This is a genomic window from Streptomyces sp. NPDC060198 (assembly GCF_042728415.1).
Lineage (GTDB): Bacteria > Actinomycetota > Actinomycetes > Streptomycetales > Streptomycetaceae > Streptomyces.
Genome location: NZ_JBHWZJ010000005.1, coordinates 1 through 22,256 on the forward strand (window position 1 = coordinate 1; position 22,256 = coordinate 22,256).

The window sequence follows — 22,256 nt, forward strand, 5'->3', positions numbered from 1 at the left end:
GTGCGTGTCCTCGTGACCCGCACGCCCCGGGACCCAGGGCCGGAGGCCAAGGGCTGTCCCGCTCCGCGAGGCATCGGGGCGCGGTGGTCCGACCGCCTCCCGGCCGCCCCAGAAGAAAGCCCGAGGCCCGGTCATGACGTCTTCGCCCGTCTCGCCTTCCGCGCCCGTCACCGTCATCGGTGAGACCGTCGCCGACGCGTTCGTCGGCACGACCGCCCCGGACGGTTCGACCCCGCTGACCGTCCACGCCGGCGGCGGCCCCGCCAACACCGCCGTCGCGCTCGCCCGGCTCGGTACCCCCACCCGCTTCGCCGGCCGCCTCTCGAAGGGCCCCCTCGGCACCCTGCTGCGCGAGCGGCTCGCCTCCTCCGGAGTCGACCTCGGCCCCTCGGCCACCAGCTCCCGCCCCGCGACCCTCGCCCTCGCGCGGATCGACGAGACCGGCGGCGCCTCCTACGACTTCTACGCCGACGGCACCGCCGACTGGCAGTGGACCCACGCCGAGCTCACCGCGGCACTGGCGGCCGTACCGCCCGCCGTCTGCGTCCACACCGGCAGCCTCGCCCTCGCGCTCCCGCCGGGCGCCGCCGCGATCGAAGCCGCCCTGGAACAGGCCCGGGACACCGCCACCGTCTGCGTCGACCCCAACGTGCGCCCCACCCTGGCCGACGTCGAGCACCTGCGCGCCCGGCTGCCCCACTGGTGCGCGCTGGCCGACATCGTCCGCGTCAGCGCCGACGACGTGGAGCTGCTGATGCCGGGTACCGGCCCCGAAGAGGCCGCGGACCGGCTGCTCGCGGCGGGCGCCGTGCTCGCCGTGGTGACCCTCGGTGCCGACGGCGCCCTCGCCCGCACCCGCGACTTCGGCGTCCGGGTGCCCGCGCCCGCGGTCGACGTGGCCGACACGATCGGCGCCGGGGACGCCTTCACCGCCGGACTTCTCCACCGCCTCGCGGCGGACGGGCTGCTGGGGGGCCGTCTGGACGGCTTGACCGAGCCCGCGTTGCGGAGCGCGACGGAGTTCGCCGTCGCGGTGGCCGCCCGCACCTGCGCGGTGGCGGGCGCCCAGCCGCCGTACGCCGCCGAGATGGCGGAGCGGGCGGGCTGACGGCCGCTCACGGGCCCGCCCGGGTACGGCTACCGCCGCCGCCGTTCCCGGACCCGCTCCGGTAAGCCCGGGCCGAACGCTTTCTCCCACCGCGAGCGGCTGGGACCATGACCGCGTGCCGCGCCGAGAAGAACTCCACGAACTGCTCGCACACGCCGGACTCACGGTCGTCGAGCAGGTGCCCCCGGGCAGCCTGTTCCCGCCGGAGGCGGGCCTGCGGATCGCACGGGGGACCGCCGCACCGGAGGGAGTGACCCGCGGGGCGCTCGACGCAGCGTGGTGGCGCCGTCTGCGCGATGGCGACGGCGAGTTCCTGGTGGCCGTCCTCGGACACCGGATCGGCGGCAACGACTCCTGGTGGACCCGGGTGCGGTACGCCGGGAGCGGCGTGCCGGAGCTGACCCGCGACCCCGGGTACGTGGCGCTCTCCCTCGACGGGCAGGTACTGCTGGCGGAGGTGCCCGGCGCGGACGGGCCGCGGGTGACGGCCCTCGACCGGCTGCCGGAGCGGCTGGAGGAGGCCGCCGAAGCCGCCGGGACGGAAACGGAGGCCGAGCGCGCCGAGGTGTGGGCGAAGGTTCCCGGCCGGCACGCGTTGCCTCTGCACTGGGCACAGCGGCTGGGATCCAATCCGGCCGCGCCGGACGGACTCCTGATCCGGTTGCTGGACGTGGAGGACGGCTTCCTGCACGGATGCGACCGGCCCGCCGTTCTCGATGCCGCGGTGGCGCACCCCGACCCGCGGGTGCGGTCGAGACCCGCCGACACCTTCCGGCCCAGGCTCACGTCCGATCAGTGGGTACGACTGGTCCGCGCCGAGCCGTCGCCGGACCGACGCGTCCACTGGGCCGAGCACGCCCACGCCTGGGGCGCCGGGCTCCCCGACGACCTGTACGACGACCTCCTCGCCGGACCGTCCCGGGCGCGAGCCGCCGAACTTCCGGGGCTCCCCGCAGAGCACCTCCCGGGCCTCGTGGCCGACCCCGATCCCCGGGTGCGGGCCGCGGCCTGCGCCCGCTGGGAGGAGCTCTCCTCACCGCTGCGGGAGAGCCTGCTGTCCGACACCGACCACACGGTGCGAACGGACGCGCTGCTCGCCCACCACACCGGCCTACCCATGCCCTACGAGGTGTTCGCCACTCTGCCCGATCCGCGAAGGGCGCTCCAACGGTGCCGCCTGGCGCCCGCGCTGGAGGCGGATCTGGTCCGAAGCGGGGACGCGGAGGCACGACGGGCCATGGCCGCCAACCCGGGCCTGAGCGCACAGGGCGTCGCCGTGCTGTCGGACGATCCGCGAGGCGGCGTCCGCTCCGCGGTGGCGCTGCGCGCCGATCTCACCGAGGAACAACGTGCCGGGATACGCCATGACTTCGACCCGACGTCCATGTCGCTCACCCTGTCCTGGGTCGAAGACCTGCACGGTGACACCGACGCGATGCGCCGCCTCGCCGCGTCGTCCCATCCACTGGTCCGCCGCAGTGTGGCCCGCGCCCGGCACCTTCCGCCGGACGCCGTGGCACGTCTGGCGCGGGACGAGGACCGGACGGTCCGACTGTTCCTCGCCGAATCGTGCGAGGACGCGCCGGCCGACATGCTGCTGGAGGTCTGGCGGTGGTGGGACGGCAGCTTCAGCCACCCCGACCGGCCGCGCAGCCACCCCAACTTTCCCCGTACGGGCCTGCTGCGCCACATCACCGACCCCAGCGGTCGGATGCGCAGACTGGCCCTGGACGATCCGGAGTCGACGGAGGTCGACGTCGCACGCCTGGTCCGGGACCCCGAAGCCGAGGCGCGCCGACGCGCGGCCGAGGACCCCCGGCTGTCACCCGCCGACGCGGTGCGGCTGCTGAACGACCCGGCGGCCCCCGTCCGCGCCACCGTCGTGTGCAATCCGCGGCTGCCGGCCCGCGTCCTGGCCGGACTGCTGCACGACCGGGAGACGGCGAGCGCCGCGGTCACGAATCCCGCGATCCCCGTTCCCGTCCTGCACCGCATCCTCGACGAGGCGGCGGCAGCCGTGGCAGCACTACGGCCGACGTGACCACGTGGCCGCCCCGTCAGACGCCCGGCTCGCCCCGCAGCAGTCCTTGCGGCCCGGCGTCCCGGGGGACGGCGCGGTTCAGCGAGACCGGGTTCGGCTCCCGGTGCGGGGCGCACGCGACGTCCTCCTCGGGCACCCGGCCCGTCAGCAGGTACGTCTCCAGGTGGCCGTCGACGCAGGCGTTCTCGGCGCCGCCGATGCCGTGCGAGCCCGCGTCCCGCTCGGTGACCAGTACCGCCCCGCGCAGCCGCCGCCGCAGCTCCACCGCCCCCGCGTACGGCGTCACCCCGTCGCGCTCCGCCGCCAGGACCAGCACCGGCGGGAGGCCGCCGCGCCCGGTCCGTACGTCGAGCGGATGCCGGGTCCTCGGCCAGGAGGCGCACGGCAGGTTCGCCCAGGCGCCCGCCCAGGTGGCGAACGGGGCCCGGCGGGCCGCCCGGGTGTGGTCGCGGTCCCAGGTCCGCCAGTCGGCGGGCCACACCCCGTCGTTGCACTCCACCGCCGTGCGCACCGCCTCGGCGTTCTCGTCGCCCTTCGCCGTGTACGGCCGGGGGGACGCCTGCGTGATCAGCGGCTCCGGGTCGCCCTTCGCGTACGCGGACAGGGCCGAGGCCCGCATCGCCCAGTAGTCGTCGTAGTACGCGGCATCCAGGAAGGCCGCCTGGAGCTGGGCGGTCCCGACCGTTCCGCCCGCCGGACTCCGGGAGAGCTCGGTCCGCACGAGGTCGTACCGGCTGCGCACCGCGGCGGCCGTCGTCCCCAGGCCGTACACGTCGTCGTGGCGGGCGACCCAGGAGAGGAAGTCCGCGAAGCGGGACTCCAGAGCGCGCGAGCGGGCCAGCCCCGCCCGGTAGCCGATCCGCCGGGCGTCCGGGTCGAGCGGCGAGTCGAAGACCATCCGGCGCACGTGCGAGGGGTACAGCGTCGCGTACAGCGCTCCGACGTACGCGCCCTGGTCCGTGCCCATGAACGTCAGCCGCGGCTCGTCCAGCGCGGCGCGCAGCACCTCCAGGTCCCGGGCGCCGTCCAGGGAGGAGTAGTGGCGCAGCGCCGTCCCGGCGGCGAGCGCGCACCCGTCCGCGTACGCCTTCGCGAGGACGGTCCGCTCCTGCTTGTACGCGGACGAGGGCTGCTGCGGCGAGTCGGTGGGCGCCCCGGCCGCCTCCTCGGGGGGACGGCAGGACAGCGCGGGCGACGGAGCGACACCGCGCGGGGCGTAACCGACCAAGTCGTAGGCGCGGGCGGTCTCGCGCCAGGCCGCCCAGTCGCCGACCAGCGGGAACGTGATGCTCGCCGCACCCGGACCACCCGGGTTGTAGACCAGCGAGCCCTGGTGCTCCGCCGCGTCGCCGGTGGCGGCGGTACGGCTGACGGCGAGTGCGATCCGCGGACCGTAGGGGTGCGCGTAGTCGACCGGCACGGTGAAGGTCCCGCAGCGCAGCGACTCGGGCAGCATCTCGCTCTCCGGGCAGTCGCCGAACGCGATGCCCCGCTCCCGGGCCCGTCCGGCGGCGATCATCGTGCCCCATGCCTCGGGGACCGTGACGTCCGCCCGGGCCGCCGTCCCGGCCCGCGGGGTGGCGGCCGGGGTGGTCGCCGTGGCTGACGCGGCCGTCAGCGCGGCGAGGACCAGTGCCCCGGCCGTCGCGTACCGCGTGACTGCTCCCACCGGATGGTCCCTTCGTCCCTGCCCCGCGGGACGTCCTGCGGGGAAGAGGATCGTCGGGCGCGCGGAGGGCGAAGTAAAGGACCGTCGGACGGCGTGCGGAGGCGTGTCCGGCGTGACCGACCGGCGCGCCCGGAATCAGTACGCGTGCCCCGTGCGGCCGGCGCGACGGCCCGTCAGGGCGGCTCGCAGCAGCGGGTCCTGCACGGCGTGCAGGCCCCGCACGGCGACGGCGGCGAGCAGATGCAGGTGGGCGCCGCGCCCCGGGCCGGGAGTCCGCAGCGAGTCGAGCCACTCCTGCCCGGCGGGCGAGGCCCACGGACTGTACGGATGGTTCTCGATCCGCACGATGAGCAGGCAGCCCACCACGAGCACCAGCGGCAGCACGAACCAGACGATCGCCGGTCCACCGGGTGAGAGCGACCGGCCCGGGAGCGTCACGGACGCCAGCGCCAGCACCACGATCAGCACCGCCGTGCGCCGTACCTCGCCCAGCGCCGCCGCCGTCGCGCCGCGCAGCGCCTGCGGCATCGCCAGTCCCGCCGCCACCAGACGGTCCGCCAGCGCGCGTACCGGCTCGGCCGACGCGGCGGCTGCCCGTACCGGCGCGATCCGTGACTGGCCCTCGGGCCCGATGGCCTGGATCACCGTGCGTTCGACGTCGTCCCGGCCCTGAGGGTCCACCACCGTGGCCCAGCCGGTGTGGGCCAGCAGCAGGCTCTGCCGCAGATGCATGGAGACCAGCGCGAGGTCGGCGACGCGCTCCGGACCTCCGGCGAGGAACGCGGTCTCGTACAGGCTCAGGTCGTACGCCGCCGGCCCCGGCCGACGGGAGGAGACGGCTCCCGGGTGGGCGGCCCTGGCGGCGGCGAGGCAGAGCCGCAGACAGGAGAGGGCCGCCGCGGCCCATGCGATCAGCAGACACATCAACCAGACCATGACCGAGTTCTATGCGAGTCGAGGAGAAACCGGTCCGGTCCGTTCACCATTCGGACACAGAGAGGGAGGAAGTTCGTTTGCGCGGTGGCCGCTTACCGCCCGCAGTAGCGTGGCGGCCATGATCGTATGGCTCAACGGCACCCACGGCGCGGGCAAGACGACGACCAGCGCGCTCGTGCAGCGGCTGATCCCGGACTCACGGGTGTTCGACGCCGAGAAGGTCGGCGAGACGCTCATGGACATCAAGCCGACGCTGCCCTGGACGGGCAACTTCCAGGACTGGCCTCCGTGGCGCCCCCTGGTGGTCGAGACCGCCCAGCACGTGCTCGACTACACCGGCGGCACCCTGGTGATGCCGATGACCGTCCTGGTCGAGGAGTACTGGCGCGAGATCAGCGCGGGCCTCGCCCACCACGCCATCCCCGTACGCCACTTCGTCCTCCACGCCGGCCAGGACACCCTCCGCGGACGCATCGAGGGCGACACGGACATGGGCCCCTCCGCGTTCCGGCTGAAGCACCTGGAGCCGTACGCCGTGGCGGCCGACGCCTGGCTGCACCGGGAGGCCGAGGTCGTCGACACCACCCGCCTCACTCCCGCCGAGGTGGCCCGGCACATCGCGGAGGCGGTGGGGGGATGAGAGGCCCGGCGGCGGGGAGGACAACCGATATTCCTCTTGGGTTTCCTGGCGCAATCGTCGATCGGCATCCTCGGGCGGCCGCTTGTTCTGCTTCAGGGGGCGCCGGGGCCGGATCCGGAGGTGGGGCCGATAGTCTTTCGGGGACGGAGGAAGTCGTGGGCGGGAAGCAGGAAGCCGTGACGGATTCGGTGGTGCGCGCAACCGGCGAGGACGACAGGACGCAGATTGCCGTACGACGCGACGAGGACGATTCCTATGCGCAGTTGCGTCGCTACCACGTGTATGTGGATGGGAAGCGTGTAGGCAGCGTACGGCCGGGTGAGGTGTGTTCGGTACCGACCCCGGCCGGCACGCACACGGTTCAGGTGAAGATCTCATGGTGTTCCAGTCCGGTCCTCTCGGTCGAGGTGGCACCCGGGCAGCGGAAGAGCCTCAACTGCCGTGCGATTCCCGGAGCGGAGTCCAATCCCGTAGGAGTGTTCAGCAAGCGGCACGAATTCCTCGTGCTCCGCTGACGGCGGAACCGTCCGCACCGGGAACGCAGCCGGTCGTCTCGCGCTCAGCTGCTCCCGCCGCCGCAGCTGGAGCTGCTCCCACCGCAACTTGAACTGCTGCTCCCACAGCTCGAACTGCTTCCGCCGCAACTGGAGCCGCCCGAGCCGCTCCCGCCACAGCTGGACGAGCCGCCACCCCCGCAGCTGGATCCGCTCCCCGCGCCACAGCTCGAACCGGAACCGGAGCCGCAGCCGCCGCCCGGACCCGTCCCCGCGCACCACACCACGGGCACCATCGCCACACCCGCCACGGACGAGTCGGCAGCCCCGTGGTGGCGCGCCGAGGAGGACCCGCTCCGGACGGGGGACCCCGGCGCCCCGTACCGCGCGGCGGCCGTCAACTGGTCGCGCAGCGCCGTGTCCGCCAGCGACCGCAGCCCGAAGGCGGCCACCAACTGCGCGGGCGTACCGGCCGAGCCGGCACGGGCCGTACGGTACGCGCGCGCCGCTGCCTGGCCCGCCTTGGTGATCCGTGCCCGGGCGCGCGACCCCGCCACCAGAGCGCAGACTCCGCCGAAGAGGATCGCCGGCAGCATCTTGACGATGAACGGGAGAGGTATCTCGCCAAATCCGTCGATGACCGCGTACTGGACGAAGGTCGCCACCATGGACACGGGGAAGAGCGCGAGACAGACCAGGCCCTGGATCCCTGCCCAGCGGCGGCGCGTGCGCACCTCCTCCGGACGCGCCAGCAGGTCCCGGGCCGCCAGCCCGTCGCCGATCTCCTGCACGGCGGGGTGGTGCATGACCGAGAAGCGCAGGATGTGCAGCGCCCCGTTCGGGGCGGACGCCAACTCCTGGAGTACCGCGCGCTCCACCGGGTCATGGGGCTCTGCCCGCACGACCGAGACCACCCCCGGGCCGCCGATCACGATGCGCCCGTCGGTGTGCAGAGCGGTGAGAGCGGTGTCCATGACTCTCCCCGGGCCGCCGACCAGGAACGCCGCCTCGTGGTCGTCGTGCACCGCGGTGCCGGAAGCGGCGAGCCCCCGGCCGCTGCGCGAACGCCCCGTGAGGAGCAGGACACTTGAGGTCACGATCGCGACCGTCAGCAGCAGGGCGAGCAGGTTCATGGTCATCGGTTCCCCCCGGAAGACGTCCTGAGCGTGTGGGTGGTGGTGGCGAACGCGGCCCGCGCCGCGCGGACGAGCCGGGTCGTGCGCCGGGGCGGTCGTGCCCCCGCCCGGTCCTGCCACCAGTGGGTCAGCCGCCGCCGGGCCGCGTCGTCGGCGGGCTCACCCGCGACCAGCAGGTGCTCGGCGAAGGCGAGCGCGTCACGGCGGTAGCCGGATGCGGGCGGCCGGCCCTCGGCGTACCGGAGGAACGCGGGGCGGTAGCCCGCTCCCAGGATCTCCGGCAGCTCCGGCGCCACCTTCGCGACGATGCCGGCCCGCTTGGCGGCCAGGGCCCGGCTCTGCACTCCCAGCCGCTCCGCGTCGAAGCCCGCGGGTACGGGGGCCCCGGCGACGAGCGAGGCGAGCAGCCCGGCCTGGGCCCCGGCCAGCCGCTCACGGGCCCCGGTCGTGTCTCCGGCCGGGGGCGCCACACGCGCCGACCCGCGCGCCGACCCGCGCGCCGACCCGCGCGCCGCACCGCTCGTACGACCGGACCGGCGCGTCGCCTCCAACGTCTTGCGGATCATGGCGAGTTCGCCGGCCAGCTCCTCCGCGGGCGGGAAGTCGTCATCGCGTTCCAGCAGCACGCCGGGCGGGTCCACCCGGGACCGCAGCTCCGTCAGGACGTCCAGCACCGGGGCCGTCACCGGATGGGCGTGCGTGTCGTGCCAGACTCCGTCCTTCTCGACGCCGCCCGCCACATGGACGTAGGCGATGGCCTCCACCGGCAGCTCGTCCAGTGCCGTGGCGGGGTCCTCGCCCCGGTTGACGCGGTTGGTGTGGAGGTTGGCCACGTCGATCAGCAGGCGGACCCCGGTCCTCGCGACCAGTTCGGCCAGGAACTGCCCCTCCGTCAGCTCCTCGTCCGGCCAGCCGACCAGCGCCGCGATGTTCTCCAGCGCCAGCGGCACCGGCAGCGATTCCTGAGCGATCCGCACGTTCTCGCAGAGCACGTCCAGGGCGTCCCAGGTCCTCGGTACGGGCAGTAGATGGCCCGCCTCCAGCGCGGGCGCACCGGCCGCCGGCCCCCCGGCCCGTACGAACGCGACGTGCTCCGTCACCAGCGGCGCACCGAGCAGCTCCACGCGCGCCGCCAGGTCCGCCAGCCGCCGGGGATCGGGGCGCTCCGCGCCGCCGAGGCCCAGCGCCACCCCGTGCGGCACCACCGTGACGCCCCGCTCCCGGAGCCGCACCAACGAATCCGGCAGATGGTCCGCGCAGAGGTTCTCCGCCACGGCCTCCACCCACTCGACGCCCTCCAGCGCCTCCACCGCGTCCGCGATCTCCGGACGCCAGCCGATTCCGATGCCGAGCCTCATGAGTGCTTCCCCCTCTCCGGGCGATCCGTTCGCTGCCCGTGGGGAGGTGATGACCCCGGCGCGCGGCGGCGAACCCGAACGAGGAGACGTTCAGAGGAGGATTTGAGGTTGCGGGGGCGGGGCGGGCCGCTGTGTGGTGGCGGTGCGTGGTGGACTGCGCGGGCTGGCCCAGGACGCCGGGCGGATCACCGTGCCGGTGCAGTTCCTGGTCCAGTGGGACGATCAGATGGTGCCGCGGGACGAGAGCCTGGCTTTGTTCGACGCCCTGGCCTCGGGTGAGAAGACGCTGCACGCCAACCCCGGCAAGCACGGGGACGTACCGTCGTTCGAAGTGGACGGCTCGCTGGGGTTCTTCGTCCGGCATCCGAGCTGACACGCACACCGTACTCGGCGCGCCGGCCCGGAACTCGTTCCCGGCCGGCGCGTTCGGTACCGACGGTTCGGCATGTCCGAGCGGTCGCAGGTGCGGCACATCGATGACGACGAGGGCAGGCGGCCACTGCGGATCGTCGGCAGGGGCACGGGGCCGGCGGTCGCCCGGCGCGGCAAAGCCGTTCTCTCGGCACCGAGATCGATGGTGTCGGACCGGTCACCGCCCGATACGTGCGTGCAGGGCAAGTGCGCCGGCAAGGGCGAGCACGCCCGATCCGAGCAGTGCGAGCGTGCCTCGCGAGCTGATCACGCGGTGAGGGCCGACGGCCAGTACAGAGCGCCGTCCCTGGATGGACAGCGCACTTCCGGTGCTCTGGATGGACCCCAGCGAAACGAGGGACATGGCAGAGCCGATCGAGCCGACTGACAGGGAAGAGCCGATGGACCCTACGGACAGGGCGCTGCCGACCGAACCGATGGACAGCACGGACCCGACGGAGCCGATGGACAGGAACGAGTCCGTCGACCACAGGGAGAGCGAGGAACCCCCGACGGTGCGGGAGGAGATATGCGCCATGAGAGTCATCATGCCGCGAACGGGGCCGGCGTACCGGCGTACCCGGTGACAATCGCCTCGTCAGCCTCACGCTGGCGACGGGGCGCCTGGGCACGTGCCTCACACCGGTCACCCCGGACCGTTCGTCGGACGGAAGCCGGTCAGCCCGCCGTACGCGCCCGGAGCGCCGGGTGGTCCGCGATCACCGTGGCCGAGTTCGGGGCGATCTCGGTGAACCCGGCGTCGCGCACCACGGGCAGACCGCTCACCGTGAGGCGGTGCCAGGTCTCCGCGTCCGGGGTGGCCACCGAGAGCGGGAAGCCCGCCTCCTGCCACTCCTTGCGCTCGGCGTCCGTCAGCTCCCACCAGGCGAGCTGTGCGCCATGGCCGACCTGGGCCATCGTCTTGCCCGCCGACATGTCGATCCCGGGGTTGAGCCAGAGGACCGGGCCGGCGGTGTCCGGGGAGGCCGGGGGCTCGGGGTCGTCCAGGTCGGTGCCCGAGACCTGGAGCTTCGCCAGCTCCTTGGGCCAGCCGTCCAGCGGGACCGGTGGATAGACGCGGACCTCGGCGGCGTCCCCGGTGACCGTGATCCCGGGCAGCGTGCCCGCCTTGCGCCACTCGGCGCCCCGGGCCCGCCGCACCACCTTGCGTATCCGGGCGTCCTGCCAGTCGCGCATCGCCTGTGCCCACTCGCCGTCTCCGAGCGCACGGTCGTCGGCCAGGATGGTGAGCACCGCGCGGGCCGCCGTGCGGAGAGCGTCCGTACGGGCGGGCGGGTCGGTCTTCTCGATGTGCACCACCAGCGGCAGCACGAACTGCGGTGCCTCGTCGCGCGGGGTCGGCTCGGTCCGGAACGGGCTGTCCGCCGGAAGCGGTCCGGCCGGCTCGGCCGGTGTGACCGGGGGTGTGGCGGTCGGGGCGGGTGCCGTCGTGCCTGCGGGAATGTCGTTGCTGCTCACGGAGCCAGTCTGCCAGGCACCTCTGACATGGCGGGCCCCCCGGTGGGCCGCTTGGATTCGTGGCATGTTCCGGGCGAGGATGCACCGCATGAAGAGCGACATATTCTCCGGTGAGCACATGGCGGAGCAGGCCACCGTCCCCGGTATGACCCTGCAGAACACCAAGTCGGTCAAGTACGCGGTCAGCGGGGAGATGCACGCCCGCCAGGGTTCGATGATCGCGTTCCGGGGCGACCTGAAGTTCGAGCGCAAGGGCCAGGGGATCGGCGGCATGCTCAAGCGGGCCGTCACCGGTGAGGGGCTGCCGCTGATGGCGGTCCGTGGGCAGGGCGAGGCGTGGTTCGCGCACGAGGCGCAGAACTGTTTCATCGTCGAGATCGAGCAGGGGGACGTGCTCACCATCAACGGTCGCAACGTCCTCTGTTTCGACTCGACGCTCGCGTACGAGATCAAGACCGTGAAGGGTGCCGGAATGACCGGCGGTGGCCTCTTCAACAGTGTCTTCAGCGGGTACGGGAAGCTGGGCCTGATCTGCGAGGGCCATCCGATCGTGATACCCGTCATGCCGCAGCAGCCGGTCTTCGTCGACACGGACGCGGTCGTCGGCTGGAGTGCGCAGCTCACCACCTCGCTGCACCGCTCCCAGAGCTTCGGCTCGATGGTGCGGGGAGGTTCGGGCGAGGCGGTCCAGCTGCGGCTGGACGGGGAGGGCTTCGTCATCGTGCGCCCGAGCGAGCTGAAGCCGGAGAAGACGTCGGCCGGGTGAGCTCGCTGTCTTCGGGGGCGTGGCCGAGGGGCGCGGTGCCGTCGTACGCTCGGCGCATGGACGACCAGACGTACTGCGCGGCCCCCGCCCCTTCGGGCCTCGGGCCGGACGTACCCGCCGACGCGGGCGGGCCGTTCGCCGAGTGCGTGCTCTGCCGGAAGCCGACGGAGTACCCGGAGTCGACGAAGGGCGCCACCCTCTGCCCGGTCTGCGCCTGGCAGGAGGCCGGCCGCAACGCCTGCTCCGGATGACCGGGTGTCGGCGGACGGGCCCGGGGGCCACCAGGACCCGGCCGCCTTCCGGTCGCACTCCGGCCCGTCACCTTCCCGGGGCCGCCCGCATCAGCTCCGACACCTTCACGAACCGGTAGCCGCGCGCGCGGAGTTCGGGGACGATCCTGCGTACCGCCTCCTCGGTGACCGGGGCGGCGCTACGGGTGCAGTGCAGCACCACCAGCGAGCCCGGGGTCACGCCTTCCAGCACCTGCTCGGCCACCGCGTCCGGGTCGGTCGCGAACGCGTCGCCGCCGACCACGTCCCACTGGACCGCCGTCACCTTCTCGGTGGCCAGCGCACGCAGCGCCTCGTCGTCGTAACAGCCGCCGGGGAAGCGGAAGTACGGGACGACGTTGCGGGCTCCCGCCGTGCGGAAGGCGGCGAACGCGCGCTCCACCTCGCCCTTCATCTCCTCCTTCGACACGGCCGGCAGACCGTAGCAGGGGGAGGAGAAGGAGTAGTGGCTGTAGGAGTGGTTGGCGATCTCGAAGGTGGGGTCCGTGCCGATCGCCCGGGCCTGGTCCGGGTACTCCTGGGCCCAGCGGCCGGTCATGAAGATCGTCGACTCGACCTTGAGGCGGTGCAGCAGGTCGATCAGCGGCGGGTTGTCGAACGGTTCGCCCGCCGCCGCCCGGTCGCCCTCGTCGGCCGTCATGTCGGCGTCGAAGGTGAGCGCCACGACCTTCTCGTCCGTCGAGACCGCGCTCTTCGGCCGCCGTTCGAAGACCGGGGTGAGGCCCTCGGGGCCCGGGGCGAGGGTGGGCGGCCGGGGGATCTGCTGTCCGGCGGCCGGGTCGGGGACCGTGGAAGCGGACGCGGACGCGGCGGAAGTGGGGGAGGAGGCGCCCTGCGGCGGTCGCGTGGTGGCGGGGTGCCCGCCCGGACCGCCGCATCCGGCGAGCACCCCGCTCAAGACAGCCAGACCGGCCAGGCAGACAGAACCGATCAGAGGCGAGACTTTCCGTGCTGAGGTATTCACTCACGGAAAATATCGGACAATATGATTTATTTGGGTCAGGTGGTCCCTGCGGCGCTCGGAGCGCCCCGATCGGCCGACGCGCTCTCCTCCGGGACCGGCTCCGCCGCCGTCGCGGACGGGGCCGGATCGGCCGACGCGCTCCCCTCCGGGGCCAAAATGGCCGTCGTCGCGCCCGCGGCCGGACCTGCTTCTGCCGCGGGCGCGGCAGGTGCGCCCTCCCTCCCGGGCGTGGCTCCCCAGGGCGTGTGGTGGAACAGCAGGTTCAGCAGGAACGCCGTGAACGCCGCCGCCGTGATTCCGCTGCCGAACACGATCTGCACCCAGGACGGGAAGTTCGCGTAGATGCCGTCGGACATCTCCGGCAGCAGGCCGATCCCCAGCGCCACCGCGGCGATCGTCAGGTTGTGGCCCCGGTCGAGGTCCACCCGGCGCAGAGTGTTCACGCCGACCATGGTCACCGTGGCGAACAGCACCAGGGCGGCGGCCCCCACCACCGGGCCGGGCAGCGCGGCGACCAGCTCGCCGAGCCTCGGGATCAGGCCGAGCACGACCAAAACGCCGCCCGCGACCGCCGTGACGTAACGGCTGGAGACCCGGGTCAGTCGGATGAGTCCGACGTTCTGGGAGAAGACGGTGTCCATGAAGGAGTTCATCGCGCCGCCGAGCACGCCCGACAGCCCGTCCGCCGCGAGTCCGCGCGCCAGGTCCTTGTCCGTGAGGGGCCGTCCGGTCGCCTCGCCCACCGCCAGCATCGTGGCCGTCGACTCGGTGAAGATCACCAGCATCACCACGCACATCGAGACCACGGCCGACACCGGGAACTCCGGGGCGCCGAAGTGGAAGGGGGCCGCCAGTCCCATCCAGTCCGCGTCCGGGACGCCGGAGAAGTCGGTGAGATCGAGGGGTATGGCGACCAGGGTGCCGACGATCAGGGCGATCAGAATGCCCGTCTGCCCGGCGAAGCCCCTCACGAAGCGGGCGAAGAGCACGATGAAGACGATCACCCCGGCGGCCAGCCCGAGCCGGGTCCCCGACGCGTAGTCGGCCGCCTCCGGGTCGCTGCCGGTGATGAGCCCGGCGGCCACACCGATCAGGGAGAGGCCGATGACGGTGATGACCACACCGCTGACGAGGGGTGGGAAGTAGCGGACCAGTCGTGCGAACGGCACGGCCATCAGCAGTCCGAAGAACCCGGCGGCCAGCATCGAGCCGTACACCGCCTGCATGCCGTACTCGCCGTGGATCAGGATCATCGGGGTGACCCCCGCGAAGGTGGCGCCCGTGACGACCGGCAGGCGTACACCGAGGACCTTGCCGACGCCGAGGCTCTGGATCAGGGTGATCAGTCCGGCGACCAGCAGGTCCGCGTTGATCAGCAGGCCGATGGTCGAGGTGTCGAGCCCGGCGGCCCCGCCGAAGACCAGTGGCACGGTGACGCAGCCGGTGTACATGACGAGCACGTGCTGGAGTCCGAAGGTGGCGAGCCTGCCCGCAGAAGGGCGCCGATCGACCGGATGGACGTCCCGGTCCCCAGGCGGAACCGGTGCTTCTGATACGTCCATGTCATGCCCTCCTGTGCAGGTCGCTGCGTTGGAGTGCATTGAGCCAGTCGTTCTTTGAGAACGTGCGGCCGTGGGATGACGCGTGTGTTACGGAGGAAGGGGCGGTCTCCGGCGCGATCCGGCTGCGGGGCCGGTGCTCTGACGGTGTCCCGACGCCGCGCCGACCGCGCCCGGCCGGTGGTCCGACGTGCCCTGCCAACGGCCCGACCGCGCCCGGCGGTCCGAGGCTGCCTTGCCGGTGGCCCGACCGTGCTCTGTGGGTGGGTGGGTGGTCCGGCCGTGCTCCGACGTTGCCCGGCCGTTGTCCTGACGGGCCGTCGGAATCGCGGGGCCCGGCGCACGGGCCACCGCGCCCCGGGAAGCGGGGTCGGCGGTGGCCCGAAGCCGGACGGTCAGGCGAGGGTGGCCGTCAGGGTGATCGTCGTACCGGACAGCGCCTGGCTGACCGGGCAGTTGGCCTTGGCGTCCTCGGCGGCCTTGACGAAGCCCGCCTCGTCCAGGCCGGGCACCTGGCCCTCCACCGTGAGGTGGATGCCGGTGATGCCGGTGCCGGGCTGGAACGTCACCTCGGCCTGGGTGTTCAGACGGGTGGGCGGGGTGCCGGCGCCGGCCAGGCCGTTCGAGAGGGCCATCGAGAAGCAGCTGGAGTGTGCGGCGGCGATGAGCTCCTCCGGGCTGGTCTTGCCGTTGGCCTTCTCGGCGCGCGAGGGCCAGGAGACGGGGAACTCGCCGACACCGGACGAGTCGAGGGTGACGACACCCTTGCCCTCCAGCAGGTTGCCTTCCCAGACCGTGTGGGCCTGACGCGTGGTAGCCATGGTGAATCCCTTCGAAAACGGTGCGCGCGGTCGCGCGGGGCCACGGCACCTCGTGTGCCGCGGAACCGGTGAACGACGCGGCCACCCGGAGGAGTCGCGCCGTCACCCCCACGAACCTACTGCGCCACCAGCCCTTTCGCGTCCCTCGCCAGTGCCGTCAGCCGGGAGATGGCCCGGAAGTACTTCTTGCGGTACCCCCCGTTCAGCATCTCCTCGCTGAACAGCCGGTCGAAGGGTATGCCCGAGGCGAGGACCGGGATCTCGCGGTCGTAGAGCCGGTCGGCGAGGACCACCAGACGCAGCGCCGTCGACTGGTCCGGCACCGGCACCACACCGGTGAGGCAGACCGCGTCCACCCCGTCGGTCATCGCCCCGTACCGGCTGGGGTGCACCTCGGCCAAGTGGCCGAGGAGCGCGGTGAAGTCGTCCAGCGCCGCGCCCGGGGTGGCGTACGCGGCCTTGGTGACCTGCGCGTCGTCGAACGGTGGCGGGGCCTCGGGCAGGCCCCGGTGCCGGTAGTCCTGGCCGTCGATCCGCAGCGGGCGGAAGTGCGCGGAGAGTCCCTGGATCTCCCGGAGGAAATCGGCGGCGGCGAACCGGCCCTCGCCGAGCTTGCCCGGCAGCGTGTTGGACGTGGCCGCCAGCGCGACGCCCGCCTCCACCAGCCTGCTGAGCAGCGAGGAGACCAGCACGGTGTCGCCCGGGTCGTCGAGCTCGAACTCGTCGATGCAGAGCAGCCGGTGCCCGCTCAGGGTCTTCACGGTCTGCTGGAAACCCAGCGCGCCGACGAGGTTCGTCAGCTCCACGAACGTGCCGAAGGCCTTCAGCGCCGGCTCGGCGGGCGTGGCGTGCCAGAGCGAGGCGAGCAGATGGGTCTTGCCGACGCCGTACCCGCCGTCGAGGTACACCCCGCGCGGACCGGCCGGGGCCGCGGGCTTCTTCGCGAACCACCGCCGCTTGCCCTCGCCCGACGCGTACGCCCCGCCGAGACCGGCGGCGAAGGAGCTGAGCACCGTGACGGCCTCGCTCTGGCTCGGCTGGGTCGGATCGGGGACGTACGTGGCGAAACGCACCGAATCGAAGCGCGGCGGCGGCACCATCTCGGCGACCAGATGATCGGCGGGGACGTGCGGCCGACGGGCGCACAGGGACAGCGGAGTCGCGCCGGTGAGGGAGTTCGCACCCGGAGCGGTGGTGGAGGACGACACAACTCTCCACCTTAAGGGCCGTGCCACACTGCCTGACATGCGAAGCCTGTTCCCTGTGACGGACCTGACAGCCACGGGTGCCCCCGACCCTGCCGGCGCCGACGACCACGAGTGGAGTCTCGACGCACTGGCCGAGGCGTACGCCTACCCCGGGGGCCCCGGACCCTGGCTGCGCGCCAACATGGTCACCACCCTGGACGGTGCCGCCCAGCACGACGGCCGCTCGCAGTCCATCTCCTCCCCCTCGGACATGCGGATCTTCGGCACCCTGCGGGGCCTCGCCGACGTCGTGATCGCCGGCGCCGAGACCGTACGTACGGAGGGCTACCGGCCCGCCCGCGCCCGGGAGGCGTTCGCCGCGCGGCGGGCGGCGGCCGGGCAGGGGCCCGCTCCCGCCGTCGCCGTGGTCAGCGGAAGCCTCGACCTGGACTTCACGGCTCCGCTCTACACCGCACCGCTGGTCCCGACCCTGGTGCTCACCGGGGCGGACGCACCGGCCGACCGGGTTTTTGCCGCCCGGAAGACGGGCGCCCTGGTGGTGGTCGCCGGTGAGGGCACCCGGGTGGACCCCGCGAGAGCCGTCCGGGAGCTGGCCGCCCTCGGCCTGACCCGGCAGCTGACCGAGGGCGGGCCCCGGCTGCTCGGCCAGTTCGTCGCCGCCGGTGTGCTCGACGAGCTCTGCCTGACCGTCTCGCCGATGCTGACGGCGGGCGAGGCGCAGCGGATCGCGGGAGGCCCGTCGGTACCCGTGCCGGAACGCTTCGCCCTGGCAGGGCTGCTGGAGGAGGACGGGTTCCTCTTCACCCGGTACCGCCGCCGCTGAGGCGCGGTGCGACTCCGCCCGGCGCTGGGCCGCGACTCCGCCCGACTCTTAACGGAATTTGCCGTTCCGCTTGGCTTCCGCTGGGCACACTTACCCCTGCAATCTCCGTGCGATCACGGGGAAGGATGGTTTCAGCAGCGGCCTTCCACCAGGCCGGCCGGATGAAGAAGCGGAAGGGCGCCCGTCGTGTTCACAAGCGTTTTGATGATCGAGAAGCCGCTCACCCCCGAGGACGTCGAATTCGTCACGACCCTCCACGGCGACGAGCGGATCTCGTTCATCGTGCTCATGCAGCCACGCGGCGACCAGGCCGACGTCCTGCTCCGCGCGATCGACGACGTGGCGCTCGGGGAGCTGCGGGACGCCGCCAACGAGGGCGACGAACCCGAGGGCAAGGAGGCCCGCGAACCCGCCCGGCTGGCACTCCAGCACTCGCTGCTCGCCCTGCGGGCGGCGGGGTCCGAAGCGGTGGGGCAGGTCGTGGAAGACCACCCGCTGGACAGCCTCAAGACCGTGGTGGACCAGGCGGAAGCCGACGAGGTCATCGTGCTGACCGCCCCGCACTACGTGGAGGAGTTCTTCCACCGCGACTGGGCGTCCCGGGCCCGCCACAAGGTCGGCGTCCCGGTGCTCAAGCTCTTCGCACACAGCGAATAGGCTGGGCACCGGTGCCGGGCGGACCCGGCACCGCGACCGACTTCAGGGAGAGACACGCATGGCAACCGGTATTCCTGCCGCCATGGAACGGCCGCACTTCATCGGCATCGGCGGCGCCGGAATGTCGGGCATCGCGAAGATCCTCGCCCAGCGGGGCGCGAAGGTGGCGGGCAGCGACGCCAAGGAGTCCGGGACCGCCGACGCGCTGCGCGCGCTGGGGGCGACCGTCCACATCGGTCACGCCGCGGCCCACTTGGCCGACGACGCGACCTGTGTGGTCGTCTCCAGCGCCATCCGCGCCGACAACCCGGAGCTGCTGCGCGCCGCCGAACTCTCCGTCCCGGTCGTGCACCGCTCCGACGCGCTCGCCTCGCTGATGACCGGTACCCGTGCCATCGCCGTGGCCGGCACGCACGGCAAGACGACCACCACGTCGATGCTCGCCGTCGCCCTCTCCTCGCTGAACCTCGACCCCTCGTACGCCATCGGCGGCGACCTGGAGGGGCCGGGCACCAACGCCGCCCACGGCGGCGGCGAGATCTTCGTGGCGGAGGCCGACGAGAGCGACCGCAGCTTCCAGAAGTACGACCCCGAGGTCGCGATCGTCCTCAACGTCGAGCTGGACCACCACGCGAACTACGCCTCGATGGACGAGATCTACGAGTCCTTCGAGAAGTTCGCCGGGAAGATCAACCCGGGCGGCACCCTCGTCGTCGCAGCCGACCAGCCCGGGGCCGTCGAACTCACCCGGCGACTGCGCGAGAGCGCCCCGTCCGACCTGAACATCGTCACCTACGGCGAGTCCCAGAACGCCGACGTCCGCGTCCACAAGGTCACCCCGCGCGGGCTGACCAGCGAGGTCACGGTCCTGCTGAACGGCAGGTTCCTCACCTTCACCGTCTCCGTCCCCGGCCGTCACTACGCCCACAACGCCGTCGCGGCCCTCGCCGCCGGTGTCGCCCTCGGCATCCCCGCGCACAACCTCGCCTCCGCCCTCGGCACGTACACCGGGGTCAAGCGCCGCCTCCAGCTCAAGGGCGAGGCCGCGGGCGTCCAGGTCATCGACTCGTACGCCCACCACCCCACCGAGATGACCGCCGACCTGGAGGCCATGCGCGGCGCCGCCGCCGACGCCCGCATCCTGGTCGTCTTCCAGCCCCACCTCTTCTCCCGCACGCAGGAGCTCGGCACCGAGATGGGCCACGCCCTCGCCCTCGCCGACGCCTCCGTGGTCCTGGACATCTACCCGGCCCGCGAGGACCCGGTCCCCGGCATCACCAGCGCGCTGATCGTCGACGCCGCGCTGGCGGCCGGAGCCGACGTCACCGCCGTGCACGACAAGGCGGACGTTCCGGGGGTCGTCGCGGGAATGGCGAAGCCCGGTGATCTCGTTCTCACCATGGGAGCGGGCGACGTCACCGACCTCGGCCCGCACATCCTGGACCAGCTGTCGAAGTGAGGGAGCGAGCCACCGTGCCGTACGACATCGAGAAGCCAGACGAGCAGTGGCGGGAAGAACTCTCCCCGGCCGAGTACGCCGTCCTGCGCAAGGCCGGGACGGAACCCGCCTTCGTGGGTGAGTACACCGACACCAAGACCGAGGGCGTCTACTCCTGCCGCGCCTGCGGGGCGGAGCTGTTCCGCTCCGACACGAAGTTCGAGTCGCACTGCGGCTGGCCGTCCTTCTACGACCCGAAGGACACCGACGCGGTCGAACTCATCGCGGACAACAGCCACGGCATGGTCCGCACCGAGGTCCGCTGCGCCCGCTGCGGTTCCCACCTCGGCCACGTCTTCGAGGGCGAGGGGTATGAGACCCCGACCGACCAGCGCTACTGCATCAACTCCATCTCGCTGAAGCTGACGCCCGAAGCCTGACGTCCGACGCCTGACGGGGCCGCCCGTCACCGGCCCCGTTCGCGTACCCGGTGCGGACCGACCGGCCGCCGGCGGTGTCAGCCGCCCGCGGAGAGCTGCCCGCTGAGCCGGTCGTGGAGACGGGCGCTGGGCTCGTTCAGGCCGGTGATCCCGACGGTCTTGCCCCGCTGGGCGTACCGGGCGCCGATCGTGTCGAGGACGGCCACGGACGAGGCGTCCCAGACGTGCGCGGCGGACAGGTCGATCACCACCCGCTCCGGGTCCCCCGCGTAGTCGAAGCGGGAGACGAGCTCGTTGGAGGAGGCGAAGAAGAGGGCTCCGGTCACCCGGTAGACCACGGTGGTGCCGTCCGGGTCGGTGACGGCGGTGACGTCCGCGGAGTGGGCCACCCGCTTGGCGAAGACCACCATCGCGAGGACCGAGCCGACGACCACGCCGATGGCGAGGTTGTGGGTGGCGACGACGACCACCACGGTGACCACCATGACGGCGATCTCGCCCGCGGGCATCCGGCGCAGGGTCTTCGGGGCTATGGAGTGCCAGTCGAACGTGGCGAACGAGACCATCGCCATGACCCCGACCAGGGCGGCCATCGGGATGTCGGAGACCACCGGGCCGAAGGCGATACAGAGCACCATCAGGAACACGCCGGCCAGGAACGTCGACAGCCGGGTCCGCGCCCCGGACACCTTCACGTTGATCATCGTCTGGCCGATCATCGCGCAGCCGCCCATGCCGCCGAAGAAGCCGGTGACGATGTTGGCGATGCCCTGGCCGACCGACTCCCGGGTCTTGTCCGAGCGGGTGTCCGTGATCTCGTCGACCAGCTTCGCCGTCATCAGCGACTCCATCAGCCCGACCAGCGCCATCGCGAGCGCGTACGGCGCCACGGTCGTCAGCGTGTGGAGGGTGAAGGGCACGTCCGGCAGGCCGGGCACCGGCAGGGACGAAGGCAGCTCGCCCCGGTCGCCCACGGTCGGCACCGAGATCCCCGCCGCCACGGTGAAGGCGGTGAGCACCACGATCGAGACCAGCGGGGCCGGCACGACCGTGGTGACCTTGGGGAAGAACACCAGCAGCGCCAGCCCGGCCACGATCAGCGGGTAGACCGCCCAGGGCACGTCCCGCATCTCGGGCACCTGCGCCATGAAGACCAGGATCGCCAGCGAGTTCACGAAGCCGACCATCACCGAGCGGGGGACGAACCGCATCAGTTTCGCCACCCCCAGCGCCCCCAGGACGATCTGGAAGACCCCGGCGAGGATCACGGCGGCGACCAGGTAGCCGAAGCCGTGCTCACGGTTGAGCGGCGCGACCACCAGGGACACCGCACCGGTGGCCGCCGAGATCATCGCCCGGCGCCCGCCCACCACGGAGATCACCACGGCCATGGTGAACGCGGAGAACAGGCCGACCGCCGGATCGACCCCGGCGATGACCGAGAAGGAGATCGCCTCGGGAATCAGCGCGAGCCCGACCACCAGCCCGGCCAGCACCTCGGTGCGCCAGACCTTCGGGTCGCCCAGCCAGTCGGGCTTCAGTGCGCGCAGCCGCGCGGCCGGTGAATCGGTGGAGACGGCGGGGACGGTGGAGGACAAGGCAGCGGAAACCTGTCGTGCTCGGGCACACCACCGTGTCGGGCAGGCCGAGGGCGTGCGTCAGGACGCGGAGAGCCGGGACGGCGCACCACGGTCGGGCCCGTGACCGGGACCGGAAGCGGAGAGGGAACGGACGGGGAAGGATCCGTTCGTCACCGGGCCGGTCGCGCGAAAAGCTCAGCACGGACAGGCCGCGGCGGGCCTGCGGCACGCGCATGCTGCTCTCCCGGCACGGGACCATGCGGGACCGGACCTCCGCCGGGAGCTGCGTCGGCCCCGGCGTGATGGACGGGCGCGCGGAGCGTACCCTCACCACCCCAAAAACCCTACCCCGATGTCGGGGCAGGGTTCGATGGCGGCCGTCTCGCGGGCCCGTGAGCGCGCGGTGCGGGAGTACGGGGAGTGTGGACGGTGCGGGGG

21 protein-coding genes and 1 pseudogene are annotated in these 22,256 nt (G+C 72.7%); 11 read left to right on the forward strand and 11 right to left on the reverse strand.

What is annotated here, in order from left to right; all coding sequences use genetic code 11:
- Window positions 1–133 precede the first annotated feature (133 nt).
- A complete protein-coding gene (locus ACFWEP_RS01700) occupies window positions 134–1,108 on the forward strand; it encodes a carbohydrate kinase (RefSeq protein WP_387363858.1) in 975 nt (324 codons plus the stop codon).
- Between the two features lie 115 nt (window positions 1,109–1,223).
- On the forward strand, window positions 1,224–3,149 hold the full coding sequence (locus ACFWEP_RS01705; protein ID WP_387363861.1) for a hypothetical protein: 1,926 nt from the start codon (window positions 1,224–1,226) through the stop codon (window positions 3,147–3,149).
- 16 nt (window positions 3,150–3,165) lie between these two features.
- Here the strand turns inward: ACFWEP_RS01705 and ACFWEP_RS01710 are convergent, their stop codons facing one another.
- Together ACFWEP_RS01710 and ACFWEP_RS01715 are read right to left on the reverse strand one after the other, a co-directional pair.
- Window positions 3,166–4,818: an alpha/beta hydrolase gene (locus ACFWEP_RS01710; RefSeq protein WP_387363864.1), complete on the reverse strand. Its 1,653-nt coding sequence runs from the start codon at window positions 4,816–4,818 to the stop codon at window positions 3,166–3,168.
- Window positions 4,819–4,953: 135 nt separating this feature from the next.
- Complete coding sequence (locus tag ACFWEP_RS01715; RefSeq protein ID WP_387363867.1) at window positions 4,954–5,754, reverse strand: TIGR04222 domain-containing membrane protein; 801 nt, start codon at window positions 5,752–5,754, stop codon at window positions 4,954–4,956.
- A gap of 118 nt (window positions 5,755–5,872) precedes the next feature.
- Here ACFWEP_RS01715 and ACFWEP_RS01720 point away from each other — a divergent pair, with 118 nt between their 5' ends.
- Complete coding sequence (locus ACFWEP_RS01720; RefSeq protein ID WP_387363870.1) at window positions 5,873–6,394, forward strand: ATP-binding protein; 522 nt, start codon at window positions 5,873–5,875, stop codon at window positions 6,392–6,394.
- Between the two features lie 155 nt (window positions 6,395–6,549).
- Window positions 6,550–6,909 carry a hypothetical protein gene (locus ACFWEP_RS01725; protein ID WP_387363873.1) on the forward strand — a complete coding sequence of 120 codons (360 nt, stop codon included), beginning with the start codon at window positions 6,550–6,552 and terminating at the stop codon, window positions 6,907–6,909.
- A 44-nt stretch (window positions 6,910–6,953) separates the two neighbouring features.
- On the opposite strand, the gene ACFWEP_RS01730 is transcribed toward ACFWEP_RS01725, so the two are convergent.
- Together ACFWEP_RS01730 and ACFWEP_RS01735 are read right to left on the reverse strand one after the other, a co-directional pair.
- Window positions 6,954–8,021, reverse strand: a complete 1,068-nt coding sequence (locus tag ACFWEP_RS01730; protein WP_387364002.1) for a TIGR04222 domain-containing membrane protein — start codon at window positions 8,019–8,021, stop codon at window positions 6,954–6,956.
- Between the two features lie 2 nt (window positions 8,022–8,023).
- Entirely contained in the window at window positions 8,024–9,382 is a 1,359-nt protein-coding gene (locus ACFWEP_RS01735; protein WP_387363876.1) for a DUF692 family multinuclear iron-containing protein, read from the reverse strand.
- A 106-nt stretch (window positions 9,383–9,488) separates the two neighbouring features.
- Here ACFWEP_RS01735 and ACFWEP_RS01740 point away from each other — a divergent pair.
- Window positions 9,489–9,755, forward strand: a pseudogene (locus ACFWEP_RS01740) (alpha/beta hydrolase); the annotation flags it as partial.
- Between the two features lie 216 nt (window positions 9,756–9,971).
- Here ACFWEP_RS01740 and ACFWEP_RS01745 read toward each other — a convergent pair.
- A complete protein-coding gene (locus tag ACFWEP_RS01745) occupies window positions 9,972–10,331 on the reverse strand; it encodes a hypothetical protein (RefSeq protein WP_387363879.1) in 360 nt (119 codons plus the stop codon).
- Window positions 10,332–10,471: 140 nt separating this feature from the next.
- Window positions 10,472–11,272 (reverse strand): aminoacyl-tRNA hydrolase, encoded by an 801-nt coding sequence (locus tag ACFWEP_RS01750; protein ID WP_387363881.1) that lies wholly within the window; start codon window positions 11,270–11,272, stop codon window positions 10,472–10,474.
- Window positions 11,273–11,360: 88 nt separating this feature from the next.
- Between ACFWEP_RS01750 and ACFWEP_RS01755 the strand changes: the two genes are divergently transcribed.
- Entirely contained in the window at window positions 11,361–12,038 is a 678-nt protein-coding gene (locus ACFWEP_RS01755) for an AIM24 family protein (protein ID WP_387363884.1), read from the forward strand.
- Window positions 12,039–12,094: 56 nt separating this feature from the next.
- Window positions 12,095–12,289, forward strand: a complete 195-nt coding sequence (locus ACFWEP_RS01760) for a hypothetical protein (RefSeq protein ID WP_387363887.1) — start codon at window positions 12,095–12,097, stop codon at window positions 12,287–12,289.
- Between the two features lie 67 nt (window positions 12,290–12,356).
- Here ACFWEP_RS01760 and ACFWEP_RS01765 read toward each other — a convergent pair whose 3' ends face one another.
- From ACFWEP_RS01765 to zapE, 4 genes are all read right to left on the reverse strand, one after another.
- Window positions 12,357–13,244 carry a polysaccharide deacetylase family protein gene (locus ACFWEP_RS01765; protein ID WP_387364005.1) on the reverse strand — a complete coding sequence of 296 codons (888 nt, stop codon included), beginning with the start codon at window positions 13,242–13,244 and terminating at the stop codon, window positions 12,357–12,359.
- Window positions 13,245–13,327: 83 nt separating this feature from the next.
- Window positions 13,328–14,854 (reverse strand): nucleobase:cation symporter-2 family protein, encoded by a 1,527-nt coding sequence (locus ACFWEP_RS01770; protein ID WP_387363890.1) that lies wholly within the window; start codon window positions 14,852–14,854, stop codon window positions 13,328–13,330.
- 392 nt (window positions 14,855–15,246) lie between these two features.
- Complete coding sequence (locus tag ACFWEP_RS01775; RefSeq protein WP_328718712.1) at window positions 15,247–15,672, reverse strand: OsmC family protein; 426 nt, start codon at window positions 15,670–15,672, stop codon at window positions 15,247–15,249.
- Window positions 15,673–15,788: 116 nt separating this feature from the next.
- Window positions 15,789–16,880, reverse strand: coding sequence for a cell division protein ZapE (zapE, locus tag ACFWEP_RS01780; RefSeq protein ID WP_387363894.1), 1,092 nt, complete (start codon window positions 16,878–16,880; stop codon window positions 15,789–15,791).
- 37 nt (window positions 16,881–16,917) lie between these two features.
- Here zapE and ACFWEP_RS01785 point away from each other — a divergent pair, with 37 nt between their 5' ends.
- From ACFWEP_RS01785 to msrB, 4 genes are all read left to right on the forward strand, one after another.
- The gene (locus tag ACFWEP_RS01785) at window positions 16,918–17,703 is read left to right on the forward strand and encodes a pyrimidine reductase family protein (RefSeq protein ID WP_387363897.1); all 786 of its coding nucleotides are present in this window, start codon (window positions 16,918–16,920) and stop codon (window positions 17,701–17,703) included.
- Window positions 17,704–17,907: 204 nt separating this feature from the next.
- Window positions 17,908–18,360 (forward strand): indole-3-glycerol phosphate synthase, encoded by a 453-nt coding sequence (locus ACFWEP_RS01790; protein WP_387363900.1) that lies wholly within the window; start codon window positions 17,908–17,910, stop codon window positions 18,358–18,360.
- A gap of 58 nt (window positions 18,361–18,418) precedes the next feature.
- The gene (gene murC / locus ACFWEP_RS01795; RefSeq protein ID WP_387363902.1) at window positions 18,419–19,819 is read left to right on the forward strand and encodes a UDP-N-acetylmuramate--L-alanine ligase; all 1,401 of its coding nucleotides are present in this window, start codon (window positions 18,419–18,421) and stop codon (window positions 19,817–19,819) included.
- Between the two features lie 14 nt (window positions 19,820–19,833).
- The gene (msrB, locus tag ACFWEP_RS01800) at window positions 19,834–20,238 is read left to right on the forward strand and encodes a peptide-methionine (R)-S-oxide reductase MsrB (RefSeq protein ID WP_328718707.1); all 405 of its coding nucleotides are present in this window, start codon (window positions 19,834–19,836) and stop codon (window positions 20,236–20,238) included.
- A gap of 77 nt (window positions 20,239–20,315) precedes the next feature.
- On the opposite strand, the gene ACFWEP_RS01805 is transcribed toward msrB, so the two are convergent.
- Window positions 20,316–21,836 (reverse strand): SulP family inorganic anion transporter, encoded by a 1,521-nt coding sequence (locus ACFWEP_RS01805; protein ID WP_387363906.1) that lies wholly within the window; start codon window positions 21,834–21,836, stop codon window positions 20,316–20,318.
- Between the last annotated feature and the right edge of the window lie 420 nt (window positions 21,837–22,256).

What these genes read in the sequence shown, in the direction of transcription:
- ACFWEP_RS01700 (WP_387363858.1), top strand. Translation starts at nt 134, where the DNA reads ATGACGTCTTCGCCCGTCTCGCCTTCCGCGCCCGTCACCGTCATCGGT.
- ACFWEP_RS01715 (WP_387363867.1), bottom strand. Translation starts at nt 5,754, where the DNA reads ATGGTCTGGTTGATGTGTCTGCTGATCGCATGGGCCGCGGCGGCCCTC.
- ACFWEP_RS01720 (WP_387363870.1), top strand. Translation starts at nt 5,873, where the DNA reads ATGATCGTATGGCTCAACGGCACCCACGGCGCGGGCAAGACGACGACC.
- ACFWEP_RS01730 (WP_387364002.1), bottom strand. Translation starts at nt 8,021, where the DNA reads ATGAACCTGCTCGCCCTGCTGCTGACGGTCGCGATCGTGACCTCAAGT.
- ACFWEP_RS01735 (WP_387363876.1), bottom strand. Translation starts at nt 9,382, where the DNA reads ATGAGGCTCGGCATCGGAATCGGCTGGCGTCCGGAGATCGCGGACGCG.
- ACFWEP_RS01745 (WP_387363879.1), bottom strand. Translation starts at nt 10,331, where the DNA reads ATGGCGCATATCTCCTCCCGCACCGTCGGGGGTTCCTCGCTCTCCCTG.
- ACFWEP_RS01755 (WP_387363884.1), top strand. Translation starts at nt 11,361, where the DNA reads ATGAAGAGCGACATATTCTCCGGTGAGCACATGGCGGAGCAGGCCACC.
- ACFWEP_RS01760 (WP_387363887.1), top strand. Translation starts at nt 12,095, where the DNA reads ATGGACGACCAGACGTACTGCGCGGCCCCCGCCCCTTCGGGCCTCGGG.
- ACFWEP_RS01770 (WP_387363890.1), bottom strand. Translation starts at nt 14,854, where the DNA reads ATGGACGTATCAGAAGCACCGGTTCCGCCTGGGGACCGGGACGTCCAT.
- ACFWEP_RS01775 (WP_328718712.1), bottom strand. Translation starts at nt 15,672, where the DNA reads ATGGCTACCACGCGTCAGGCCCACACGGTCTGGGAAGGCAACCTGCTG.
- ACFWEP_RS01785 (WP_387363897.1), top strand. Translation starts at nt 16,918, where the DNA reads ATGCGAAGCCTGTTCCCTGTGACGGACCTGACAGCCACGGGTGCCCCC.
- ACFWEP_RS01790 (WP_387363900.1), top strand. Translation starts at nt 17,908, where the DNA reads ATGATCGAGAAGCCGCTCACCCCCGAGGACGTCGAATTCGTCACGACC.
- murC (WP_387363902.1), top strand. Translation starts at nt 18,419, where the DNA reads ATGGCAACCGGTATTCCTGCCGCCATGGAACGGCCGCACTTCATCGGC.